This is a genomic window from Pontibacter qinzhouensis, assembly GCF_008017455.1.
GTDB classification, from domain to species: Bacteria; Bacteroidota; Bacteroidia; order Cytophagales; family Hymenobacteraceae; genus Pontibacter; species Pontibacter qinzhouensis.
Genome location: NZ_VRTY01000064.1, coordinates 14,374 through 36,894 on the forward strand (window position 1 = coordinate 14,374; position 22,521 = coordinate 36,894).

A 22,521-nucleotide genomic window follows, 5' to 3' on the forward strand; every position below is an offset into this window, starting at 1 on the left:
ATATATAGTTAAAAAAATAAAAATTCAGATTAATGGTGGGCTCCGTCTCCGTGGCCCAGGTCGCTTACATGGTCGTGCTCCTCTACCGCGCCGCCAAAGTACATGGCCGAAAGCAGCGTGAAGATATAAGCCTGCAACAGTGCTACAAACAACTCCAGGAAGTTCATAAAGATTGCAAAAGCAACGCTTAACGGGCCAACTGCCACACTTTGGAATATAAAGATCAAGCTAAAAAGCGAAAGGATGATAATGTGCCCTGCCGTAATGTTTGCAAAAAGACGAATCATCAGGGAGAATGGCTTGGTGATAATACCGATCAGCTCCACCGGGATCATGATCGGGGCCAGCCACACAGGAACACCCGGAGTAGCAAAAATGTGCTTCCAGTAGCTTTTGTTGCCACTAAACACTGTAATCAGCAGGGTAAGTGTTGCCAGCACCAGCGTAACCGCAATATTGCCGGTTAAGTTAGCTCCGCCTGGCATTAACCCCAGCAGGTTGTTAAACCAGATAAAGAAGAACACAGTGAGCAAATAGGGCATGTAACGCTCATATTTAGGCCCGATATTAGCTTTGGCAATTTCATCGCGGATAAAAATGATGATCGGCTCAAAGAAAGACTGGATACCTTTTGGCGCTTTACCAGGGTTGTTTTTGTAACGACCTGCAATGGTGAAGAAAATTATCAGCAGCAGCGCCACACTAAGAAACAGGGAGGCTACGTTCTTGGTAATAGAAAAATCGAACAAGCCTGCCTGATCCGGGAGTGGCTGACCGGCGGCATTTACTCTGTAAATATGCCCGTGCTCCACTTTGTACCCGTTGTAAGGCACCATGTCGTGGTTTTCGTTGTAAAAATTATGCGATGAGAAAACCTGGAGATTACCGTTATCCAGCAGGATCACCGGCAGATAAAGGGTTGCACCATCAGCAAAATGCCAATTGTAATCATCGGCAATGTGATGTGTGATCATATCACCGGGCTTAAACTCCCCGCCTTCCACCGGCGCATCAGCAAAAGCTGAAATAGTTAAGAAGGAAAACAATAGAACGAATAACCTCTTCATTAAGAATATTTTAGAAGCAAAATGTAGTGAAGTGAGCCAGCTTTTGGCATCACTTTTTCAAATGCGGCCGCAAGTTAGCTAACAAACTGTAAATTTCAAACCCGGTAAACAGGAAATATAATATAAAGAAATTTAAAACGAATTGTAGTTGCTGCTCCCCTATTATATAGACATAAGCAAATATTACAGCTATACAAAGCAGCAGCCTGAACCCCATGGCACTAAAGTAATATACCTGAAAATTGTCGGCATCCTGCTCTACCCCGAGGTTAGTTATATAGTAGGCAAACCCTGTTACAAACACAAAAAAAGCAAGCATATACCAGATGTAAGCATGTACCAGTCCGGGGCCGGTAGCCAGCTGCAAAAAAGCCAGTAATGGAATTAGCACGACCGTCAGAATGGCCAGATTCCTGTAGAAACGCATACTCTTATTTTTTACTGATAGATATAATAGTAAGCACCATAGAACCGATTACGCCAACAAGCAGAAATACAATGGTAAACCAGGGGTTTTCGGTCTCGAAATAGGCATCTAGTTTAATGCCGGCAAATGCCGCCACCAGAAGCGTCCCGATCATCTGAAAAGCCATACCGGAGTATTTCATGTAAGGCTTTACGTTTTGCTGCCTGTCTGCTTTTTCCTCCTTATTTTCAGGATATTCCCCCATGCTTATTTACAAGTCTGCAAACTTACTTCTTTTTAAGATCAAAACGTTATTTTTAGCTTATTTCTCTCTTTTTTTAGCCTGGTTCCTGCGTTTTTATTCTCCTTTTCAGGTTAACTCAAAACTAACTAACTTTATTTACTCCTGAAAACGAATTTTTCTAATAAAAACGGCCTTCCAACACTTTTTCGCCCCCAACCCTGCCAAGGGTACCGGCTCTGGCGGAATACGCAGAAAATTTCTCGTTCTTTCTGCAGGAGCACACAAGATAGTTTAGATTGTTGAGCTAAAATATGATAGAAGTCATACTGCAATTATTCGAATGAAACCAGCCTTCCAAAGCCTTTTAAGCTAAATATTGCCAAGGGTCTGCCTGCCCTTTCAGGCTACTTAATTCGCTGCGGCTCTGCTTGAAACCAATTAGGTTTTTCATTGGTTCACTAGCAGACCAGGTTTTAAGGTAATTATAGGGTTGCAATTATACAGGAACCGTTTTTATTCAGCATATTGTTGTATTTTTGTACCGCATGCGCCACGCCAGATCAACGGTGCACAGGCTGGGGCAGCACTACAGAGAAATCATACTTTACAGGTGCCTGCATCGTTATTTTAAAACAGATTGTTTTCTATAGCTAACCAATATCCTCCTTTCTTTATATTTTGAATAAGCTATCTTTATACATATTATTTGCTGTGGCTGGTCTGGCACTGGTGGCATGCTCTGTAGAACGGAATAACCCGCTCAGCAAAGCCTTCCACAATACCTCTGCCCGCTACAATGGCTATTTTCTGGCGAAGGAGAAACTGCGCCTGGTGGAAGAAAGCCTGCAGGAGCAAATGGTGTACGATTACAATCTGGCGCTCCCGATTTACCCTGCCATAGACTCTACCACGGCCAAAGCCTTTGAAGCCGACCTGGAGGATGTCATTAAAAAAGCATCGTTCCCGATTCAGTATCACCAGAACAGCAAGTGGATAGACGATTGTTATGTGCTTATAGGCAAGGTGCGATACTACCAGCTCAACTTTGCCGATGCCGCCCGCACCTTTAAATATGTAAACTCCATCAGCAAAGAAAACAAGACCCGCCACGAGGCTCACATCTGGCTCATGCGCTCTTTCATGATGATGAACGAAATGGAGAATGCACAGGCAGTCTCTAATTTCCTGCGCAAAGAAAGACTTAATAGCGAGAATGCCCGGGAATTATACCTCGCCCGCGCTCAATACAACCGCTTACTGGAAGATACAGCTGCGGTAATAGAAAACCTGGCCTTATCGCTCAGGAATTTCAAGCAGAAAGATGATCTGGCGCGCGCCCGTTTCTCTCTGGCGCGGCTGCAGCAGTCTAAAAATCAGGATAAAGAGGCTTACCAGCAATACAGCAAGATACTGCGCCGCAACCCTCCTTACGATTTAGGCTTTTTCAGCAGGCTTTATATGGGGCAGGTGGCTGAGGTAGGCAACACACACGATGTGGAGCGCATTGCCGGCTACTACCGAAAAATGCTGAAAGACAGCAAGAACACTGAGTACCGCGATAAAATATTTTATGAGATGGCACTTTTTGAGCTTCGGCAGGACAACGCGACCAAGGCACTGGAGCATCTGAACACTTCCTTAAAAACGCCAGGCAGTCTCCCGAACCAGAAAGCCTATTCATATATCCTGGCTGGCTCTATTTACTTCGACCTGAACAAATACAACCCGGCACAGGCTTACTACGACAGCGCGGTGCAAGTGCTGCCTGTGCAGGCCGCCAATTACGACGCGGTATCGCAACGGCGTAATATCCTGACAGAATTTACCTTTAATTACAACACTATTCACACCCAGGACAGCCTGCAGCGCATTGGTCGCCTGCCCGAAGGAGAGCGCATAGCTTTTGTAACACAATTGGTAGAGGCTGAAGAAGAAAAGCGGCGGCAGGAGCTAGCCCGGCTACAGGAACAAGCCAAGCTCGCCCAACGGCAGGGCTCCTCTTCCTCGTCTGCTACTCAGAACCAGAACAACAGCACCGGCATTGGCCAAAACACCAACACAGGTGGCGTATGGTATTTCGATAACCCCACTGCCATGACCACTGCACGCTCAGAGTTTACCCGGAGGTGGGGCGACAGACCATTGCAGGATAACTGGCGCGTACGGTTAAGAGGCGAAGCAACAGAACAACAGCAGGTAGCCCAGCAGCAACCAGCAGAAGAAGCCGAAACACCTACCGAAAGTGCCGAAGAACGCATAGCCGCCCAGGTACAGACATACCTGCAAAACATACCGGTAACAGCAGCAGCCTTACAAGAATCAGAAAAGCAAGTAGAGGAAGCGATGTTTAACCTGGCCAACATTTATGCACAAAAGCTACAGGACCAGGCCAGAGCAGCAGAAACATATGAACAGCTCTTGCAGCGTTTCCCGAGAACTATGCATGCAGCAGAATCTTACTACAGCCTCTACCTGCTTTACAGCAAGGCTGAAGATGAGCGCAAAACAGCTTACTATACCAAAATAAAACAGGAATTTCCGAACACAACATTTGCCAAGCTGGTAGATGACCCAGACTTTATGTCGAAAAATGCAGCTGATAACCTGCTGGTGCACAAACTCTACGATTCGGCTTATGGCCACTACGAAAAACAGGATTACGAGCAGGCAGCAGAACTGTTAGCTCAACTGAACCAGCAATACCCGCTAAACGACATCCCAGATAAAGCTGCTTTTTTAGGTGTACTGATAACTGCCAGAACAGCCAAACCAGACGTGCTACAAGAGCAACTGTATAAATTTGTGTCTGATTATCCTTCAAGCCCTTTAAAAGCGAAAGCCGATCAGCTTCTGCAGGTTTATAACAGCCTTGCCCAGAAAAACCAGCTTCGCCAAGATGCCCCAACTCCAACAGCCACCGTTGCTCCGCAGGAGATACAAACCAGCTCCCTAACACCTGAAGAAAGAATAAACGCAGAAATGGCTTTAGCTACTGCCTCGGCAGCACAAACCTTACCCGCCCCGATTAGACCAGCAGCTACCGCACCTGAAAATGCCGAAACGAACACAGCACCTGCTCCAACCCAAGAAGCACCTGCCACCACGCAGCCAGACACCTTGCAGGAAGCAGTACCCGTACCAGCCGCTACAGCTACAGACACCGCTCCTCCTGCAGCAGAAGCAAACGCACCGGCACCTGCCCCTGCCAATCCAGAGGCAGCCGTAGATCCGCTTGAATACAGTATGGACCAGGACACAGCCTACTACTTTGTTTTAGTTTACCCAACTGATGCTCCTGCTTTTAAAGATATTGACCTGCGGTACGACAAGTACAACAGCACCTACTATAAAAAGCAGAACCTCGAAACCACTTTAGCAGAATTTACCGATGGCCGTACCATGCTCACCTTAAGTTCTTTTGAAGATTATAATCTGGCACAATCTTTTAACATAAAACAAAAGGCCCCACAAGCCCCTGTTGGCAGAATAAGAGGTATAAGTTTTACTACCTTTGTGATTTCTGCCACCAATTATCAGAAACTTTTAGAGAAGAAAGATGTGGATGCATATCTGACCTTCCTCCAGAATAACAATTAACATACATGGCTACCCGTCAAAAAAAGATTGAAGCATCAAAAAAGAACGCCTTCCCGAAGCTGGCAACCGCCCTCTGGATTTTATTTGTAGGAGGCTTCGTTACATTTATTCTTTATGTATATGCTGTCAGCATCAATTTCCTGAACTTGTTTGGGGAACTGCCAAACCTACGGTCTCTTGAGAACCCGAAGAGCGAACTATCGTCGGAACTGTACTCAGCCGATAATGAACTACTTGGGAAATACTTCCGCGAGAACCGCTCGCCTGTAGATTATGAGGAGCTACCCGAAAGCCTGATACACGCGCTTATAGCCACAGAAGATGCCCGTTTTGAATCGCATGCCGGTATAGATGCAGAAGCGACAGCCCGTGTGGTAGGTTCTGTTATGACGGGGCAGTCGAAAGGTGGTGGCAGTACGCTAACGCAGCAGGTGGCCAAAAACCTGTTCAGCACCCGGAGCGAAGAACTTAACAATGGCCTCCTGAACGATGTGCCCGGTTTAAGAATGCTTATTCTGAAAACCAAAGAATGGATTATGGCCATTAAACTGGAGCGCTCCTATACCAAAAAAGAAATTCTGCTGATGTACCTCAACACAGTAGACTTTGGCAGCAACGCCTTCGGTATAAAAGTGGCTGCCAAAACATTCTTCAACAAAAAGCCACAGGACCTGCAGGTACATGAGTCGGCGGTGCTGGTAGGGCTCCTGAAAGCACCAACCTTTTACAGCCCTAAAATGAACCCCGACAACTCGAAGCGCCGCCGCAATGTAGTGCTCTCGCAGATGGTGAAATACGGATACCTGCCAGCCGAAGAATACGATAAGTTAAAAGAAGAAGCTATTGTACTAGACTACCGCGTAGAAAACCAGAACCAGGGCCTTGCTCCTTACTTCCGGACGGAGGCGAGTAAGTTCCTGCTGAGGTGGTGCCGCGAGAGTGGCTACGATTTATATGCCGATGGCCTGAAGATTTACACGACCATAGACTCGCGTATGCAGCGCTATGCAGAACAAGCTGTAGTAGAGCATATGAAAGACCGGCAGAAAGCCTTTTTTGAACACTGGAAAGGCCGGAACCCATGGGTAGACCGCGATAACCAGGAGATTAAAGGCTATGTGGAAACCGCCATTAAGCGAACAGACCGGTACAGAAGGCTGAATGCACGCTTCGATGGCAATGCTGACTCTATTAACTACTACCTCAACAAGAAAATCCCGATGACCATTTTTACCTGGGATGGGGAGAAAGAAGTGGAGATGAGCCCAATAGATTCGCTTAAATATTACAAGCACTTCCTGCAGGTAGGCTTTATGGCCATGGAACCGCAGACCGGCCATATTAAAGCCTGGGTAGGAGGCATTAATTATAAACACTTTAAATACGACCACGTGAAACAGGGGGCACGTCAGCCTGGCTCTACGTTTAAGCCATTTCTGTACACCGCCGCCATTGAGCACGGCTACTACCCCTGCTACGAAACCATCGATACCAAGGTGTGCATACCATTGGCAGATGGTACTATGTGGTGCCCTAACAATGCCGACAACAAATACTCAGGCAATAAATACACACTCCGTAATGCTTTGGCTGAGTCGGTTAACTCTATATCGGCGTTCCTGGTTGGCAAACTGGGAGCCGAAACCTTAGCCTCTACAGCCAAACGCATGGGAATTTCCACACCGTTAGATGCTACTCCGTCGTTGGCGCTGGGTGTTAGCGATGTTACCTTGTTTGACATGGTAGGGGCTTACGGCACGTTTGCAAATGCCGGCACCTGGACCGAGCCTAACTACATAACCCGTATCGAAGATAAACATGGTAACATTCTGTATGAACCTGTTCCAAATAAAGTAGATGCCCTCAGCGAAGAAACAGCTTACCTGATGGTGCACATGCTGCAGGCAGCCACCGAAAACGGTAAAGGTACTGCCTGGGGCCTACGGTCGCGCCATGGCCTCAAAAACGAAATAGGAGCTAAAACCGGTACTACGCAAAACCAGTCCGATGCCTGGTTTATGGGTATTACACCAACGCTGGTTGGCGGCGTTTGGGTTGGAGGCGACGATCGTTCTATTCACTTCCGCACTATAAGAGAGGGGCAGGGAGCAAAACTAGCCATGCCTGTGTACGGTGCCTTTATGCAGAAAGTGTATGCCGACAAGAGTCTGGATGTATCAAAAGATCCTTTCACTAAACCTTCTACGCCATTATCGGTAGAATTAGATTGTTCTAAATACAACAGTGGTTACCAGGTAGATTCTACCCGTCAGGATGAGTTTCTGCAATTTCCTGCTGATGTAGATCTGAAGGATGTTATCTAATTTGAGTTGCGAGAATGGCTGCAAGCGAGAAGTTGAAAGAGAAAATTGCGCATCTGCCACATAAACCTGGCATTTACAAATTCTTTGATGAAAAAGGTATTATCTATGTAGGCAAGGCGATTGATATCAGGAAACGTGTGACTTCCTATTTCAACCGCTCTGCCCAGCATAATAAGAAAACCCTGAAGCTTGTCTCAAAAATTCAGGATATTGAATTTACGATTGTGGACACGGAGGCTGATGCTTTTCTGCTGGAGAACAACCTGATCAAGCAATATCAGCCGAAGTACAACATACTCCTCAAAGATGGGAAAACCTATCCGTACATCGCTATTCTAAACGAGCGTTTCCCGAGGGTAATGTACACCCGCAACAAAATTAACGACGGCTCCCGGTACTTTGGCCCGTACCCTAGTGTTACAACCATGCACATTGTGCTGGACCTCATCCGGACGCTCTACCCGCTACGCACCTGTACCTATAACCTCTCTCCTGAAAACATAGCTGCCGGTAAGTTTAAGGTGTGCCTGGAGTACCACATCGGCAACTGCAAAGGCCCCTGCGAAAACCTGGTTGACGAAACCACCTACAACCAGAACATTGCGCAGATTAAAAGTATATTATCGGGTAACCTATCGGTAGCGAAAAATTATTTTAAAGAAAAGATGTCTGCGGCTGCAGAAGAGTTTCAGTTTGAGCTGGCGCACCAGTACAAGCAGAAGCTCGACATGCTCGACGATTTTCAGGCGAAGTCTACGGTGGTCAGCAACAGCCTGACCAATATCGATGTCTTTACGATTACCTCCAACGAAAAATGCGCATTTATAAATTACCTGAAGGTAATGAATGGCTCCATTATTTTAACCCAATCGCTGGAGTTAGAGAAAAAGCTTGACGAACCGGATGAAGAAATTCTGGCCTCCGTAATTATACAGTTGCGCCATGAATACGAAAGCACCTCGCGCGAGGTAATAACCAACCTGGAGCTACGGTTACCACTCGACAATATTTCTATTACTTACCCACAAATAGGAGATAAGCGCAAGCTGCTGAACCTGTCGCTCAAAAATGCCATGTATCTGCGCAAAGAGCGTGAAGGAAGGCAGGAAAAGAACAAAGACCTGGGAGAGCAGCGGGAGGTACGTGTGCTGGAGACCATGAAAAAGGACCTGCGCCTGACGGAGCTGCCCCGCCACATAGAATGTTTCGACAACTCTAACTTCCAGGGCGATAACCCGGTGGCTTCTATGGTGTGCTTCAGGAACGGCAAACCATCTAAAAAAGATTACCGCCACTACAACATAAAAACCGTTGTTGGCCCCGATGACTTTGCCTCTATGTATGAGGTGGTAACACGCCGGTACAGAAGGCTGCTCGACGAGAACCAGTCGCTGCCTCAGCTCATTATTATCGATGGCGGCAAAGGCCAGTTGGGAATGGCTGTAAAAGCGCTTAAAGATCTGAACATCTATGGGCAAATAGCTATTGTAGGTATCGCCAAACGGCTCGAAGAAATTTTTTACCCCGGCGATAGCCTACCGCTGTACATCGATAAAAAATCTGAATCGCTGATGCTTATTCAGCGGCTACGCAACGAGGCGCACCGCTTTGCGATTACATTTCATAGAAGTAAACGCGATGCCGGCACATTGCAAACGGAGCTAACTACTGTTAAAGGCATTGGTCCTGCTACGGCCGAGGCATTGTTAACCAAGTTTAAGTCGGTGAAAAAGCTTCGGCAACTCTCGCAGGAAGAGCTTGTTCAGGAAGTTGGAGCCCGTAAAGCCGCTATTCTGTACGCTCACCTGCACGCTCCCGCTTAACCTGGTTGGAGTACCCTTGACCAAAAAATGCTATTAAAGCTTCTGAAGGGTCTTTTCATTAGAATAATTAGCGGTTTCGTGTCGGTTGCTGATCGTTGAAAGGACACATAACCATTAGACAGGCAACAGCCAATAAGCAGCTAAATTATTCTAATGAAAAGACCCTCCAAAAGGTTAAGTAATAGATTTTAGCCAAGGGTGTTTTGCCATAGTCAGTATGTTTACCGCATAGACATAAAAAAAGGAGGCCTCTGCAGGTCTCCTTTTTTTATGGTAAGTTTTACTTAGTAGCTCCAGAGGCTGTACTCATACTCAATAAGTGACTCTGCTGCTTCTTGTGCCGCTAACAGGCTTTTCTGGCCTGGACCGTAGATATCGCCTAAGCCTTGGTTACCAGGGTTCGATATTTTGGTGATATACGAACTGAATAACCATAACTCAAATGCTTCAGCCAGGTTCTTGTGCTGTGCCTCGTTACGAGGATTATACCAGATAGCAGATTCAGGATTGTTTTTGAAAACACGGGCCAGATCGCTCATTTTAAAGCTTGCCACATGTTCTTCAAAACCTCTTGCACTGAGTGTTGATGGCACTTTTATGCTGATGGCCTGAATATCATGGTACATTCTGGAGCGTTTTTTATCGAAAATCAGGTCTTCCTTCAGTTCCAGTAAATACAGGTCCTTCGGAAAGTACTCCATGCTGACAGGAGCTACAGGCTCTGAGTTGTTAGATACCACTGCTCCCCACGGATCATCATCAGGCTGTGTTTTAAAGAGCTCATCTTCTGCTGTTAGCTCCTGCGATCCGCTTGGAGTCATACGCTGCATAAACTCTGCCTGGGTAATAGGAGTGGCGAGTGTATCTGAACGATAGGCTATCAGTTCTCCGCTTTTAACAGCATCGATAATAATTTTGGTGATTTGCCTGTTCTCCGAGAACATAGGTTTGTTCTGCTTCTCACGTAAGTCTATCTTACGCCATACCGTTTTTTTGAATAGAACATCATGGTCCGGTATGGGCCTCACCGACGGGCTGCTACCTGCTGAAGTAGGCACTTGTTGCGCCATAGTTTCTACAGAAAGCAACGCCGCTACCATCAGGCTAAATACTTTTATCATTCTCATAACCTATCTCGTTTAGGTTTTAGTTTAATGGTATGTTGAACTGATTCTCATTCACAGATTGCTGTTGAGCAGTGTTTTGATAATTCAGTCGTTTAACATCCAATACCTCAATAAACACTCTGTCTCCTTTCTGCGCTTTTGCTGCAAAGCTGGTAAGGTTAGCTGTAGGGCCATTCACCTCTGTCTGGTCTATTGGCTGGTTGCCCCTTACCAAATATGCTTTCCATTTAAACACCCGGAAGTTGGCATCTTTAGGAAGAAGTTGCTTAAAACCTTCATCAGCTACGGCGCGAATTTCTACTTGCCGTAAAGCGCTGGATGGCACGCCTCTTCTGATATCAATTTTATTACCATTAACTAACGTTACCAGTTCTGGCTTTGGTATAGGGCGAACTTTAAACTTTTCAGAACCGATCGCGTTACCACCGCTGCTTACGCTAAGAGTTACCTCTGTTGAATTTGGCACAATGGTTACAAGACCTTTCTGAGCACCTTTAATAGCAGAACCGCCTGTGGCGCTAAAGCTAGGATCATAAATAGCTCCTAAAGCCGGCACCTGCACGTTCAACTCGTTGGCACATTGGTAGTAAAGTGCCTGAACAGAAGCAGACTGAACCTGAATTACAGGTTTTGCAACCACATAACTTTCTTCTACAGGTAAAATCTCCTGCTCTCCTCCTTTGTCAATAATCACTTGACCTTTCCAGGTTTGCTTTGAGTTGCCGTCAGCATCGTAGTTAGAGGCTGCGGCAGTGAACTCAATTATACCTTTACCATCTACAACATTTACTGGCTTACCCTGGAATGTCATGCGTGGGGTAATGGCATCAGAAGACGCGGCAATAAACATTTCTGCTTTGTATTTTGTACCGGCAGCTACTGTTTTGGATTCAGCGCGGGCCATGGCAAAAATCTTTTCGAACTTCACAATGTCGGCACCTACTTTCTGAGCTAAAGCTGATAAGGCATCTGCTTCGTACTTCAGTACCTCCGATTCTTTCTGGGAAAGAACTGCCAGGGCAGCTACCATGGGAGTTTCCTCGAAGTTCAGTTGGGCAAAGTCCTTGTTACGCTGTGCTCTGTCTCTGCTGGCAACCGGATCTTCAGAACCGCTCATAGCCAACTGTGGCATGTTCGGGTTGTACTGGCGCATAAACTTCGCGTACTCATCTAGCCGGTTTTTAAGCTCGTAAGCAGCACCGTTTTTCTTTCCTCCAATCATGGTGATGTTCACCACCTCGTTAGATCCCGGGTTTACGTAGTGCCCTTCTTCGTTTTCACCGCCTGTTTTCTCAACTAGTTCAGTTCTTAGTCCGCGGATGTATGCTATTAAATCTGAGGTCTTCTGGCGTATTTCCTGCGCGTTCTGAAGTACCTGCTTGTCGTTTGCTCTGTTGCCACCGTCGGCTACAGCTTTGGTTATATTAGATATTACGCCGGCATTATCCCCAATTGTCTTATCGTTCAGTTCCTTTAAACTATTATCAAGGAATTCGAACTTTAACAGGATAGCCGAGCTCACGTTAAGGGCGAGAAGTGCGGTCAGTACAAGGTACATCATACCGATCATCTTCTGCCGTGGCGTCTCTTTTCCTCCAGCCATTTTTTATACTGTTACTTTTTTAAATTAAAAGTTAAATCTTAAATGATCAGAGAAGTTAGCCCTTCATGGCTGTCAGCATGTTACCATACACTGTGTTAAGTGAATGTAAGTTCTGCGTTAATCGGGACACTTCCTGCTTGAATTGCTCTGTGTCTTTGCTGGCATCTGTCAGGTTTTCCATGGCAATGCTAAGGTTACCATAGAATTTGTTCATGGCTTTCAGGTGGTTGTTAGCATCCTGCAGTTCCATTTCGTACACAGCGTTTAGAGCACCTAGGTTTCTGGTCATGCTTTGTACCTGCTTGTGGTACTCCTGAGCATCTTTGGTAGAGCCTGCCATTTGCGATATAGCATTGGCTGTAGCGGTGTAGGCTTCGTTTATTTTTGTAAGAGAATCAGCGGCTGCTTTCACTTTAACAGTATAGTCTTGTGTAACAGCAGTTGCCTGCGACAAGTCAGCCATCTGGCCGGTAACGGTTGTCAGCTTGTTGAAACCGGCACCCAGTCTGTTAATGGCTTCTGGTGTGATATCCGCATCACGGAACATATCATCAAGCTTTTTAGTAGCAGAAGGTCCACCGGAAACGGCAGCTGTTGCAGGCACTAAGCCTTCGCCAACGTAATCATCTGCTAACTGCGGGTAAACTCTGGCCCAATCTGGTTCGTGACCTTGTGGCTGAAAAGCACTTAATGCGAAAATAACGGCCTCTGTACTAAGACCAACGATTAGCATTAAATCGGCTCCTGCCCAGTGCTGAATTTTAAATAATGCACCAACGATAACGACAGCCGCACCAAGACCATATATTTTGGGCATTAATACGTCGTATAAAAAACTGCGACCTTTAGCTTTACTCATGTTACTTGTTAATTTTTTTTGTGAATGATTAGAGTTATTGTTTGTTTTATTAGCTTTCTTAAAGCTAGAGGTTAATTGTTGTTTATTCAGATTATCTTAGTTCACGTCCGGATGATCTTCCGATATAGATCATGGTATTTCTGAAGCCGATATAGGATCGTGATGAGTCCTGGAATTCGAAGTTACGGGTACCGGTTTCCAGGTAGTAGGCAATATCTTTCCAGGAGCCGCCTCTTACCACTTTGCGAGGTTCGTTATCATCTCTGTAAACCGGGTTCAGGTCCCATACTACCGGAACAGTCGCATCGTAGTAAGCATCTTCGCACCACTCCGATACGTTACCTGCCATATCATAGAGGCCAAAGTCGTTAGGGAAAAATTGTGCAACAGGAGCGGTGTAAGTAAAGCCGTCGCTGTAGTAGTCTCCGCGGCCTGGTTTAAAGTTAGCCAGGAGGCAACCTTTAGCGTTGCGCAGGTAAGGTCCACCCCAAGGGTAAACTGCCATATCGCGGCCACCTCGTGCGGCATACTCCCATTCTGCCTCAGATGGCAAACGGAAAGCTGGTAACGGAGCCAGTCCCTCTTCTGAATTTGCCTGGTTTTTAAGTTTTGTGCGCCACTCGCTGAAGTACTTGGCAGCAAACCAGTCTACACCTACAACCGGGTAATCATCAAAAGCAGGATGCGAGAAATAATATTCCATTAAGGGGTCGCCCATGTGGTAGGTAAAATCCCTTACCCACACTGTGGTATCCGGATAAAGCTGCGTCATCACGAATTCTTCACCAAGCACATCAATAGAGTCTTCCACCATTACATTGATAAACTGACGGTACTCATTATTTGTAATCTCAGTCTCATCCATGTAAAAGCCACCAATGGTTACCTGCTTGTTCAGGTTGGCCATAGAGGCTGCTATATCCTGGTCTGCCTGCCCCATGTGGAATGTGCCTCCAGGGCACGGCACCATACCATAAGGCACCTCCTGTGGGTTATACTCCGGGCGGTCCTCTGCTCCGACAAGGTCACCTTGGGGTCCTCTTCTCATTCCGCAGCTTGCCAGCAATACCACCGCCAAAGCAAAGGAAGACAGCTTTATTAGTTTGTTCATGATAATTTTAAAAAGGTAAATTTTTGAGTATTAGTTCCTGCACACTTTTTCTGATGTAGCAAATATATATTATTTGAAAATAATAAAAAACAATTACAGACTTTACTGAAAGTATTATTTTTCAACGACTGATAAAAAAATTTAGTATTAATTACAAGTAAATTTTATCTGCACTTTTTCAAGAGATTATTAAATTAGCATAATGCAAACTAATGCCATTTAACACCTATTCAAATCAGTTAATTGCTTGTCTGCTACTGCACAAAAACGATTCCATAAGTAAATAATACTACTTATATATCTAATTTTGTTTCCGGATTAGCGATGTTATAATTACACAAATTTCTTTTTAATCGTTCTATTAATAAATACCTGTTTCTAGGTATTTATTAGACTTATGCCCAAAGCCGGTTTTCCGCCTCTGCTCCACTCTCAAGCGGCCATAAAAAGTATTGCCCATAAAGAATTTCTATCTCATGAAATTGTATCGTGGAGTGCGGATTGGCGGTTTTACTCTTGGTGCTGGCTCAGGTAAACGGTAGGAGAGCATTACCTCATGTGATGTTGGCGCTTTGGCCGACCTGTTTATGGTTATAAAATCAAAAGCGTATCCAACCCGCAGTGAGTTGTTTTGTAACATTGAAATTCCGACCAAGGCCCCAAATGCTTCCTGATCCCTGAAGTTAAGGCCTGCCCAGTATTTGTCATCAAATGTAAGCCGCGCCCCCACGTCGAAAGAAAACGTTTCGGTATCGTGTTTTACCAAGGCTGTGGGCGTTAAGGTTAACATGCTTGTTAAGGGTAAGTGGTAACCTGCTGTTAAATAAATGTGGTTTTCGCCTAACACTTTTCCTGTGCCTGTATTTGTTGAGTCTGCGAATTCGAACTGGGCTCGCAGCAGGTTCGTAACACCACCTCCTGCATAAAAAGTTTCAGATTCGTACCACAATCCTGCGCCTATATCATATTTAGTATCAGAGCTGTTATACGGTATGCTGGGGTCGCCCGGATCAATGGCTCTGTAATTTCCTTTTTTAATATTATTAATATTACCCTGCACGCCTATACCCAGTTTTCCTTCCCCGATATTCAGGTGATACGAGTACGAGATAGCCGCATTGGTAACGCTCATGTTTGCCACCCTGTCCCGGACCAGCTGCAGCCCAACACCACCCTTCAGCAGAGCTACTGGTGTGTGAGCCGTTAACAGCAGCGTCTGTGGAGAGCCGCCATCGTCGAAGCTTGCGTTATACCCCAGCCATTGGTACCGGTACAGCGACATAACTTCCGGCCTGTTGGTAATGCCGGCATAGGCAGGGCTAATGAACATGCCATTAAAACCGTAATGACCAAATTGTGGTTGTTGCTGGGCCCAGGCGTATGTCTGACAGAAGAGCATCAATAAGAGCAAGGGTAGAAGCTTTCTCATAGTTTATAATAAGAGGCGAAAATATGAAGACATAAACGCAAGCTATTGATCAAATATAACCATTAATGTGAAAACGCAAAAGCGTGTAGCCACTGAGTTGCCACACGCATTTGCGTTTTAAGTAGTATGGAGAAATAAACTAAAAGTTACAATAGTTTACTCATTTTTTGTGCCTTGCTTGTGTTCTTGAATATAAACTTCAATTGCTCCGGTCATAGATGGGGCATTTGGCATAGGCGCTTCAATATCCAACTCTAAGTTTGCATCGCGGACAGCCTTGGCTGTTGTAGGTCCAAACGCTGCAATCCGGGTATTATTTTGCTTAAAATTAGGAAAGTTAGCAAATAGCGAGGTTATACCTGAAGGACTGAAGAAAGCAATGCAGTCGTAAGTCACATCATCTAGGTCAGATAGGTCGGCTGCTACTGTTTTGTAAATAACGGCTTCGGTGTGTTTTATCTTGTTTGCCTCCAGAAACTCAGGAATGTCTTCTTTGCGGATATTGGAGCAAGGGAACAGGAATTTCTCTGTTTTGTGCTTTTTAATTACCTCAAAAAGATCTTTTGCTGTTTTCTCGCCAACAAATAACTTCCGTTTTCGCAGCACAATATACTTTTGCAGGTAATAGGCCGTTTGATCAGAAATACAAAAGTATTTCATGTCGGCTGGCATTTCTATTTTGCTCTCCTGGCAAATTCTGAAAAAGTGATCTACGGCATTGCGGCTTGTAAAAATAATAGCAGTATGCGCCAGTATATCTACTTTATCTTTTCTGAAATCTTTATACGGCACCGGCTCCACTTCTATAAAAGCTCTGAAGTCTACCTTGATACCATGTTTTTCCGCAATAGACAGGTAAGGAGAATTGTCAGTTGTGGGCTGCGGTTGTGTTACAAGAATACTCTTAATCGGAATGCTATGCCTATTTGGGTTTATGCCCGCGTTTTCATTGCTGTCAGCCATATAATGAGGTTATTTAAATGTTGACCTGCTCTCCTCTGGCGGCTCTTACTTCACTTTAATAGTTAAAAACTATAAGTTTTAGAATAATTGCCAGCGGAATCACTTCTGTGGCGCAAAGGTATGAAAATAAATGCAAATTAAGTACAGAGGCCTTTTTATTTACGGTCGTAAATATTCTTATAATTGTAAAAATCAGCAATAAAGTAACAGCCAGATTCGATATTAGAAGTACCGTTTCGGGCTGCGTTATGTTAAAGCTGAGGTACAGCAGCATGATAACCGGCAGCAGCATTCCCCAAAAAAGTATGGTTCGCAGAAACTCGCGGTACTGCAACAGCACCAACTGCTCCAGGCCGAAAATGAACCCCATGATCCGTAGAAATAAGTACTTAATTAAGATGAACAGGAAAATAGCAACAGAGTAAAAAAGTATTTTCGTGGTTATATCTGCCTCTGAAACAGGGAACAACCTGTTAAACAATACAAAGTGCTGTACATTAGTATGAATGGCCCCTATGAGCAGTGCCAGCGACAACGAAAAGGTAAGGATAAACAATATAACCGACCAGGTAATAGGCTTCGATAAAAAGCCCTGCTCGATGCTGGAGTGGCTGAAGCTGCCCAGACTGAAAATATCATTAAAATCAGAAGGGAAGGATGCTTTTAGCGCCCCGTACAGCAGCCCTATCAGCAGCAGAAATAGAATAAATACATTCTGATTCACAATTTCGCGGACCATAACTGAAAAGGGTCTCTGCACCGATTGTTGCTGGTTTTCCTGCTCCTGCACTTTATTTTTAAAGGTACTTACATCGGGGTGCTGGTACGGATGCCAGACGGTAAGCAAATATCGGCCTTCTACTGGCTTTACTCTGTTCAGGTAAGCTGTCAGGTCCAGCGAATAATTCAAGGCCGAGTCTGCCACAAAAATAAGCTGGTTATTGAGGTAAACGCACTGCTCTTTTTTAGCTGTGAAGCTAATGGCAAAGGGTTGGGCCGGCGTAATAGAAACCCACTGGTGCACCGCGTTATAGTCTGTATGCAGATCAGCTATATACGGAGACAATTGTGTAGCGCCCGGCTCATACACCAGCCAGTTATCGTTAATAGTATTTTTCTGATCGAGCGGCAGCACCTGCGCCTGCAAAGGAGCGGCAACGCCTGTTACAAGCACCAACCATAAAATACAGGAACACCAGCAAAGGTTAGACTTTTGCTTTAGCAACACGCTGCGGACTTCGCGATTTGTAAACACCTAAAATAACACTTAACACAACCGAAAACGACAGCAACATAAGCAGTACACCTACATTACCCCAACTTGCAAAATTAAACGCAAACATAATAACAAGCACATTCACAAACGCCAGAATCAGGACGGTACTAATCTGGCTGAACCCCATAGCAAGTAGCCGGTGGTGAATGTGGTTCTTATCTGGGGCAAAGGGAGACTTGCCTTTCAGAATCCGGATGATGGAGACACGGAGCGTATCGAAGAGTGGCACAAACAAAACACCCAAGGCAACAGAAGGCGAGGACGGCACGGCACGCATTTCAATAAACTGAATTGCCAGAATAGACACAATGAAACCACACAGCAGCGAACCGGTATCGCCCATAAATATGGTTGCTTTATGAAAGTTGTACCTCAAAAAGCCCAGTATACCGCCAATCAGGCAAAAAGCAACGGTAGCATAATTGCCGTAAGCGGCACCACCATACAAATAGAAGTAAACGCCAAACGTCATGCTGATGATGAGCACCATGCTGCCTGCCAGTCCGTCAAGCCCATCGATCAGGTTTATGGCGTTGGTTACACCTACAATCACTAAAAAAGTAAACCCGTAGCTCATGCCGATCTGCAATTCCCCTATACCGAAAATACCCTGAAAGCTCGTGATCCGGATATCGGCCATGAACATGACAATACCTGTAGCCAGCAACTGCACGGCAAACTTCTTTAGCGCCGACAGAGTAATTAAATCGTCCTGGAGCCCGATAAAGAACAGGATAATGCAGCTGGCCAGCAACTGCTGCACGCCGTTGTTGAGATCTGTAAAAATAGTGAGCGCCGACATAAAGCCTGCAAAAACGGCCACTCCGCCAAGTCGGGGGGTAAGCGTTTCGTGCACGGTGCGCAGGTTAGGCTGATCCAGAATGTTCTTAAGGTGCGCCACCCGGATAATAGAGGGAACAGCAAAAATGGCAATAAGAAAAGCCCAGCTAGAAGTAAGGAAAAGGGGCAGTAGTTTCTGTTCCATAAGCTCGTGATGCAAAGCAAAGACCGCTGTCTAAACTTTTACTAGTATGTATTAAGTACTGTTTTTTAGGCTAAGAGACAAATCTTCAAAAGGCAAACACTTTCTTCTGAAGAGATAAAAAACGCTGATGTGTCGAATAACAACAGATAAACCAATATAGTTTACAAGCTTATGAATGAAGCACCCCTTGCATTTGTAACATGCTTATTTCTATTAGGTTATCTTCTGTAATAGATTCAGGCACAAAGATAAACTTCTTATCATATATATTGTTACCAACATAATAGCTTACCCAGTACTCGTTGTTAAGGTGAAAGATGCCCGGATCTATGGGCTCGATCTGCACAAAGCTTTTGGCTTCTACCTGCTCAAACATATGTCGTAAGGTAGATGTTTTAACTTCAGCACCATCTATTACCCCATATCCGGTAGAAGCAATAAGTACATTTGTAAGCGCGTGCGCATTGTTATTGATAAGGTACACATTCCATGTCGGAGCTCCCAACTCATCAGGCGAGGTAGCTACAGCAATAGAAATTCCTTCTACCAATCCGAAATCAATATCCTTTTTCATTAGCTGTTTTCAAAATACTGGCTTCAAACAAACTGGCAAGGTGGCCGAGCAGTTTTTCTTCTACTTCTGCCATTTCTACCTCCCGGCCTAGCTCCTTTGCCAGAGAAGTTACCTGCTTATCGGCTATGCCACAAGGTACAATATTATTAAAATAATTTAAGTCTGTGTTAATGTTAAAGGCAAAACCATGCATCGTAACCCAGCGGCTACACTTTACGCCCATGGCACAGATTTTTCGGGGGTTACGCTGCTCCTCATGGTCCAGCCAAACGCCTGTAAGCCCCGCAATACGGCCAGCTGTTACCTGGTAATCGTTCAGGGTAAGAATAATGGCTTCCTCTAAATACCGCAGGTACTTATGTATGTCTGTAAAAAAATTATCGAGATCCAGAATGGGGTAGCCTACCAACTGCCCGGGGCCATGGTAGGTAATATCGCCGCCACGGTTAATTTTGTAATAGGTGGCATCTTTTGCCTTCAGGCCCTCTTCCCCGATCAGCAGGTGCGACTCGTGGCCACTTTTGCCGAGTGTGTAAACATGCGGGTGCGAGCAAAACAGCAGATAGTTGGTGGTTGGCACCTGCGCCTCCGGAGCCGCACTTCGGTTTTGCGCCTTTATATGGAGCACACTGTTAAACAGCTTTTCCTGGTACTCCCACGCCTCTTTATAGTCGATAAAGCCAAGCTGCTCAAAGCTTATTTTCCTGTTTTGTAACACGCTTCTGTTATGTTTCAAAAATTTCTGCTGAAAAATCAGCGAAGAAAGTACTCTGTTTTACTTTTTTTACAAATAAACTGCGTAATACCAGGGGGAATATTCGCAATTTTTAATTTAGAGCCACCTTATGTTGCTAACTTAGTATGAGGCAATTTATAATAATTAAATGGCATCTCAAACAAAACACATTATTACTGGTCAAGCTGGCGAGGCGAGTGCGGTGAGGTACCTGCAGGAAATGGGTTACCAGATCTGCTGCCGCAACTTCAGGTATAAACGTGCTGAGGTAGATGTTATAGCGCAGAAAGACGGCTTACTTGTTTTTGTAGAGGTAAAGACCCGTGCCTCCGATAAATTCGGGTTTCCGGAAGAAGCTGTTGGGGCCAGAAAAGAGGCCCTGCTCCTTGCTGCCGCAGAAGAGTACATTTACCAAACAAACTGGCAGCACGACATCCGCTTCGATATTATCTCTATTACACTCGCTCCCACACCCACTGTTCACCACATAAAAGATGCCTTCCATTAAGCCCCATACCCTTGACCTATTTTAGCCGAAAAACCTTTGGAAGGGCAAATTCATTCGAATAATTGGTTACTGATTGGTAGTTGTTAATTGCTAGCTGGTTTAATGGTTAAATTGTTGATTTGAAGATAGGCAGGTAAGACCTCGCAGCGTGCGCAGCTCCTGCGAGCGTCTGGCTACGCAGAAGGAAGATTCGTAGTTGATTGTTGGATGGTTAGGTGCTTACAAATGTCCCATATTCAACTTGCAACTCTTAACTCCTCAAAGACCCTTGGATCGAAAACCCCTGAAAAGCTTCTGGAGGGTATTTTCATTCGAATAATTCAGTTGAAGGTCTACCTGCACCCGGAGGTAAACGCTAGCGTTGAGCAGAGGAACGTTTGTCTAGCTTTCCTTTTTCGTATACCAGGGAGCCGTGCCGGTCGTATTCCTTTATCAGGAATGGCTCAAATGGCGAGTCGAAACCAGTTTTAGGATACTGATACTCGTAGTGGCGGCGGTTCCGGAAATCGTAGTGCTTGATCCAGACACCCACCTTGCGGCCCTTTTCGTACATTCCCGACCATTCTACCTGCCCGTTCTCATAAAAGCGGTAGTACATGCCCTGTACCTCACCGTAAGCATACGGAATAACTTCTTTGATTTTTTTGGTATCACCGTAGTAAGTTACAACCGCATCGCGCAGGAACCCTTTTTCGTAGTGCCTTTTATCGAGCAGCACATTGTCTTCGTTGTTGCGGTAACGCTCCCAGCGCAGGTGCTTGGTGCCCACATAAAAGTAGCCTTCTTCTACTACCTGGTCGCCTATCTTCTTTTTGTAAGGGCCGTGCAGAATTTTAAATTTTTCGGGATCTACCTGGCCGCCGGTACGGTAAATTTTGCGCTTCTTGGTATCGTAGAAATATTTTTCGGGGGCGTAAGGGTTCGGTTCCTCGTACACAGGCAGGAAGCTAAAGGTTTCGAGTACCTGCCGGTTGCCGCTGCCACCAGACTTTATAAAGCCACGGCTCACTTTGTGGCCCATAAAGAAACGCTTGCTCTGTTTCTTCTTCTTTTTCTTCTTTTCTTCAACATCGTCCGTTTCTTCTTCAGGCAGTTTGTTTTCTAAAGAAGGTTTGGCGGTATCTGCCAGGGCAAGTGTTTTGTTCTTGGCATTTTCTTTCTGAAGCGCGCGCGACAGGTTATAGTCGCTGTTATATTTAGTAGAGCCACAGCCACTCAAGCCTGCTGTAAGCCCCATTACCATACCAACTAAAATAAAAAGGAAAGAATGCCTCATTATCACAATATTGAAATTTGATTGCCCCACAGCCTGTATAGCTCCACCAGGCAAGCGGTACCATACTACTGAACGTAAAGATGCACATAATTCATATACACATCAATGCAGGTTTTGCAGCTGCTCTTTATAACTATACAGCCTGTAACATAGTTTCATGCGTAGTACATGCTATTAAAATATGTAGGGTAAACCCTTGACAACTTTCTGACACAATTTCTTCTGGAGGGCATTTTCATTTAAATAATTGATGTTACGCACCTTCAGGTATGTGGCAGTTTTAAGTTGGTTCTAATACATTTGGTTACAGTTTCATCCGGTGCCCTTAGCCCTGCATGTTCCATTGTTTTGCTCCGAGCGCTCAAGGCCGCGGGGCCTCGTTCTTGGGCATCGCGCTGCTGCATCTTTCCTGCCCGCAAGCGGGCTGCCGCTCTCGCGGCACCGGAAACCTGCAAAGGCGCTCAACCCAAGAACTGGGATCAAGTGCTACGAGCATCTGCTACTGAAACAGCAGCAGTAATTAATGGGACAGGAAATACAAATTTTCATTAGTGTCCAAACGTTGCTTTTTAAAATCGCCTTAAGTTGCTGTATTTAAGATAGTTAAATACTG

General features: G+C 45.2%; 18 protein-coding genes. 4 read left to right on the forward strand and 14 right to left on the reverse strand.

Annotated elements, in window-relative coordinates; translation table 11 throughout:
* Positions 1–29: 29 nt before the first annotated feature.
* Genes atpB through FVR03_RS15875 form a run of 3 tightly spaced genes read right to left on the reverse strand, consistent with a single transcriptional unit; the run spans position 30 to position 1,738 of the window.
* Positions 30–1,067, reverse strand: a complete 1,038-nt coding sequence (atpB, locus tag FVR03_RS15865; protein ID WP_147922746.1) for a F0F1 ATP synthase subunit A — start codon at positions 1,065–1,067, stop codon at positions 30–32.
* Positions 1,068–1,116: 49 nt separating this feature from the next.
* The gene (locus FVR03_RS15870) at positions 1,117–1,494 is read right to left on the reverse strand and encodes a hypothetical protein (protein WP_147922747.1); all 378 of its coding nucleotides are present in this window, start codon (positions 1,492–1,494) and stop codon (positions 1,117–1,119) included.
* A 4-nt stretch (positions 1,495–1,498) separates the two neighbouring features.
* Positions 1,499–1,738: an AtpZ/AtpI family protein gene (locus tag FVR03_RS15875; RefSeq protein WP_255474247.1), complete on the reverse strand. Its 240-nt coding sequence runs from the start codon at positions 1,736–1,738 to the stop codon at positions 1,499–1,501.
* Between the two features lie 690 nt (positions 1,739–2,428).
* Here FVR03_RS15875 and porW point away from each other — a divergent pair.
* The 3 genes from porW to uvrC are packed head-to-tail and all read left to right on the forward strand — an operon-like array spanning position 2,429 to position 9,461.
* Positions 2,429–5,314: a type IX secretion system periplasmic lipoprotein PorW/SprE gene (gene porW / locus FVR03_RS15880; RefSeq protein WP_255474248.1), complete on the forward strand. Its 2,886-nt coding sequence runs from the start codon at positions 2,429–2,431 to the stop codon at positions 5,312–5,314.
* A 5-nt stretch (positions 5,315–5,319) separates the two neighbouring features.
* Positions 5,320–7,638 carry a penicillin-binding protein 1A gene (locus FVR03_RS15885; protein WP_147922749.1) on the forward strand — a complete coding sequence of 773 codons (2,319 nt, stop codon included), beginning with the start codon at positions 5,320–5,322 and terminating at the stop codon, positions 7,636–7,638.
* Between the two features lie 14 nt (positions 7,639–7,652).
* The gene (gene uvrC, locus FVR03_RS15890; protein WP_147922750.1) at positions 7,653–9,461 is read left to right on the forward strand and encodes an excinuclease ABC subunit UvrC; all 1,809 of its coding nucleotides are present in this window, start codon (positions 7,653–7,655) and stop codon (positions 9,459–9,461) included.
* A 284-nt stretch (positions 9,462–9,745) separates the two neighbouring features.
* Here the strand turns inward: uvrC and porN are convergent, their stop codons facing one another.
* The 10 genes from porN to lipB all read right to left on the reverse strand — a co-directional run bounded on the left by porN (position 9,746) and on the right by lipB (position 20,124).
* Positions 9,746–10,588 (reverse strand): type IX secretion system ring subunit PorN/GldN, encoded by an 843-nt coding sequence (porN, locus tag FVR03_RS15895; RefSeq protein ID WP_147922751.1) that lies wholly within the window; start codon positions 10,586–10,588, stop codon positions 9,746–9,748.
* Positions 10,589–10,607: 19 nt separating this feature from the next.
* Positions 10,608–12,191 (reverse strand): type IX secretion system motor protein PorM/GldM, encoded by a 1,584-nt coding sequence (gene porM / locus FVR03_RS15900; RefSeq protein ID WP_147922752.1) that lies wholly within the window; start codon positions 12,189–12,191, stop codon positions 10,608–10,610.
* A 55-nt stretch (positions 12,192–12,246) separates the two neighbouring features.
* Positions 12,247–13,050 carry a type IX secretion system motor protein PorL/GldL gene (gene porL, locus FVR03_RS15905; RefSeq protein WP_147922753.1) on the reverse strand — a complete coding sequence of 268 codons (804 nt, stop codon included), beginning with the start codon at positions 13,048–13,050 and terminating at the stop codon, positions 12,247–12,249.
* A gap of 91 nt (positions 13,051–13,141) precedes the next feature.
* Complete coding sequence (gene porK, locus FVR03_RS15910) at positions 13,142–14,161, reverse strand: T9SS ring complex lipoprotein PorK/GldK (RefSeq protein ID WP_147922754.1); 1,020 nt, start codon at positions 14,159–14,161, stop codon at positions 13,142–13,144.
* 469 nt (positions 14,162–14,630) lie between these two features.
* Complete coding sequence (locus FVR03_RS15915; protein ID WP_147922755.1) at positions 14,631–15,590, reverse strand: PorP/SprF family type IX secretion system membrane protein; 960 nt, start codon at positions 15,588–15,590, stop codon at positions 14,631–14,633.
* 156 nt (positions 15,591–15,746) lie between these two features.
* Positions 15,747–16,553, reverse strand: coding sequence for a uroporphyrinogen-III synthase (locus FVR03_RS15920; RefSeq protein ID WP_147922756.1), 807 nt, complete (start codon positions 16,551–16,553; stop codon positions 15,747–15,749).
* Between the two features lie 55 nt (positions 16,554–16,608).
* Positions 16,609–17,727 (reverse strand): DUF4271 domain-containing protein, encoded by a 1,119-nt coding sequence (locus tag FVR03_RS15925; protein WP_255474252.1) that lies wholly within the window; start codon positions 17,725–17,727, stop codon positions 16,609–16,611.
* 31 nt (positions 17,728–17,758) lie between these two features.
* Positions 17,759–18,814, reverse strand: a complete 1,056-nt coding sequence (locus tag FVR03_RS15930; RefSeq protein WP_255474249.1) for an MraY family glycosyltransferase — start codon at positions 18,812–18,814, stop codon at positions 17,759–17,761.
* A 169-nt stretch (positions 18,815–18,983) separates the two neighbouring features.
* On the reverse strand, positions 18,984–19,388 hold the full coding sequence (locus FVR03_RS15935; protein ID WP_147922757.1) for a hypothetical protein: 405 nt from the start codon (positions 19,386–19,388) through the stop codon (positions 18,984–18,986).
* Positions 19,372–20,124 carry a lipoyl(octanoyl) transferase LipB gene (gene lipB, locus FVR03_RS15940; protein ID WP_255474250.1) on the reverse strand — a complete coding sequence of 251 codons (753 nt, stop codon included), beginning with the start codon at positions 20,122–20,124 and terminating at the stop codon, positions 19,372–19,374. The genes FVR03_RS15935 and lipB overlap by 17 nt, the downstream gene beginning before the upstream one ends.
* Positions 20,125–20,272: 148 nt before the next feature.
* Here lipB and FVR03_RS15945 point away from each other — a divergent pair, with 148 nt between their 5' ends.
* Positions 20,273–20,632, forward strand: coding sequence for a YraN family protein (locus FVR03_RS15945; RefSeq protein ID WP_147922758.1), 360 nt, complete (start codon positions 20,273–20,275; stop codon positions 20,630–20,632).
* Positions 20,633–20,987: 355 nt separating this feature from the next.
* Here the strand turns inward: FVR03_RS15945 and FVR03_RS15950 are convergent, their stop codons facing one another.
* The gene (locus tag FVR03_RS15950; protein WP_147922759.1) at positions 20,988–21,908 is read right to left on the reverse strand and encodes a toxin-antitoxin system YwqK family antitoxin; all 921 of its coding nucleotides are present in this window, start codon (positions 21,906–21,908) and stop codon (positions 20,988–20,990) included.
* Between the last annotated feature and the right edge of the window lie 613 nt (positions 21,909–22,521).

What these genes read in the sequence shown, in the direction of transcription:
- FVR03_RS15920 (WP_147922756.1), bottom strand. Translation starts at nt 16,553, where the DNA reads ATGGCTGACAGCAATGAAAACGCGGGCATAAACCCAAATAGGCATAGC.
- FVR03_RS15885 (WP_147922749.1), top strand. Translation starts at nt 5,320, where the DNA reads ATGGCTACCCGTCAAAAAAAGATTGAAGCATCAAAAAAGAACGCCTTC.
- FVR03_RS15950 (WP_147922759.1), bottom strand. Translation starts at nt 21,908, where the DNA reads ATGAGGCATTCTTTCCTTTTTATTTTAGTTGGTATGGTAATGGGGCTT.
- porM (WP_147922752.1), bottom strand. Translation starts at nt 12,191, where the DNA reads ATGGCTGGAGGAAAAGAGACGCCACGGCAGAAGATGATCGGTATGATG.
- FVR03_RS15935 (WP_147922757.1), bottom strand. Translation starts at nt 19,388, where the DNA reads ATGAAAAAGGATATTGATTTCGGATTGGTAGAAGGAATTTCTATTGCT.
- atpB (WP_147922746.1), bottom strand. Translation starts at nt 1,067, where the DNA reads ATGAAGAGGTTATTCGTTCTATTGTTTTCCTTCTTAACTATTTCAGCT.
- porN (WP_147922751.1), bottom strand. Translation starts at nt 10,588, where the DNA reads ATGAGAATGATAAAAGTATTTAGCCTGATGGTAGCGGCGTTGCTTTCT.
- FVR03_RS15870 (WP_147922747.1), bottom strand. Translation starts at nt 1,494, where the DNA reads ATGCGTTTCTACAGGAATCTGGCCATTCTGACGGTCGTGCTAATTCCA.
- porL (WP_147922753.1), bottom strand. Translation starts at nt 13,050, where the DNA reads ATGAGTAAAGCTAAAGGTCGCAGTTTTTTATACGACGTATTAATGCCC.
- FVR03_RS15915 (WP_147922755.1), bottom strand. Translation starts at nt 15,590, where the DNA reads ATGAGAAAGCTTCTACCCTTGCTCTTATTGATGCTCTTCTGTCAGACA.
- FVR03_RS15875 (WP_255474247.1), bottom strand. Translation starts at nt 1,738, where the DNA reads ATGGGGGAATATCCTGAAAATAAGGAGGAAAAAGCAGACAGGCAGCAA.
- uvrC (WP_147922750.1), top strand. Translation starts at nt 7,653, where the DNA reads ATGGCTGCAAGCGAGAAGTTGAAAGAGAAAATTGCGCATCTGCCACAT.
- FVR03_RS15945 (WP_147922758.1), top strand. Translation starts at nt 20,273, where the DNA reads ATGGCATCTCAAACAAAACACATTATTACTGGTCAAGCTGGCGAGGCG.
- porK (WP_147922754.1), bottom strand. Translation starts at nt 14,161, where the DNA reads ATGAACAAACTAATAAAGCTGTCTTCCTTTGCTTTGGCGGTGGTATTG.
- FVR03_RS15930 (WP_255474249.1), bottom strand. Translation starts at nt 18,814, where the DNA reads ATGGAACAGAAACTACTGCCCCTTTTCCTTACTTCTAGCTGGGCTTTT.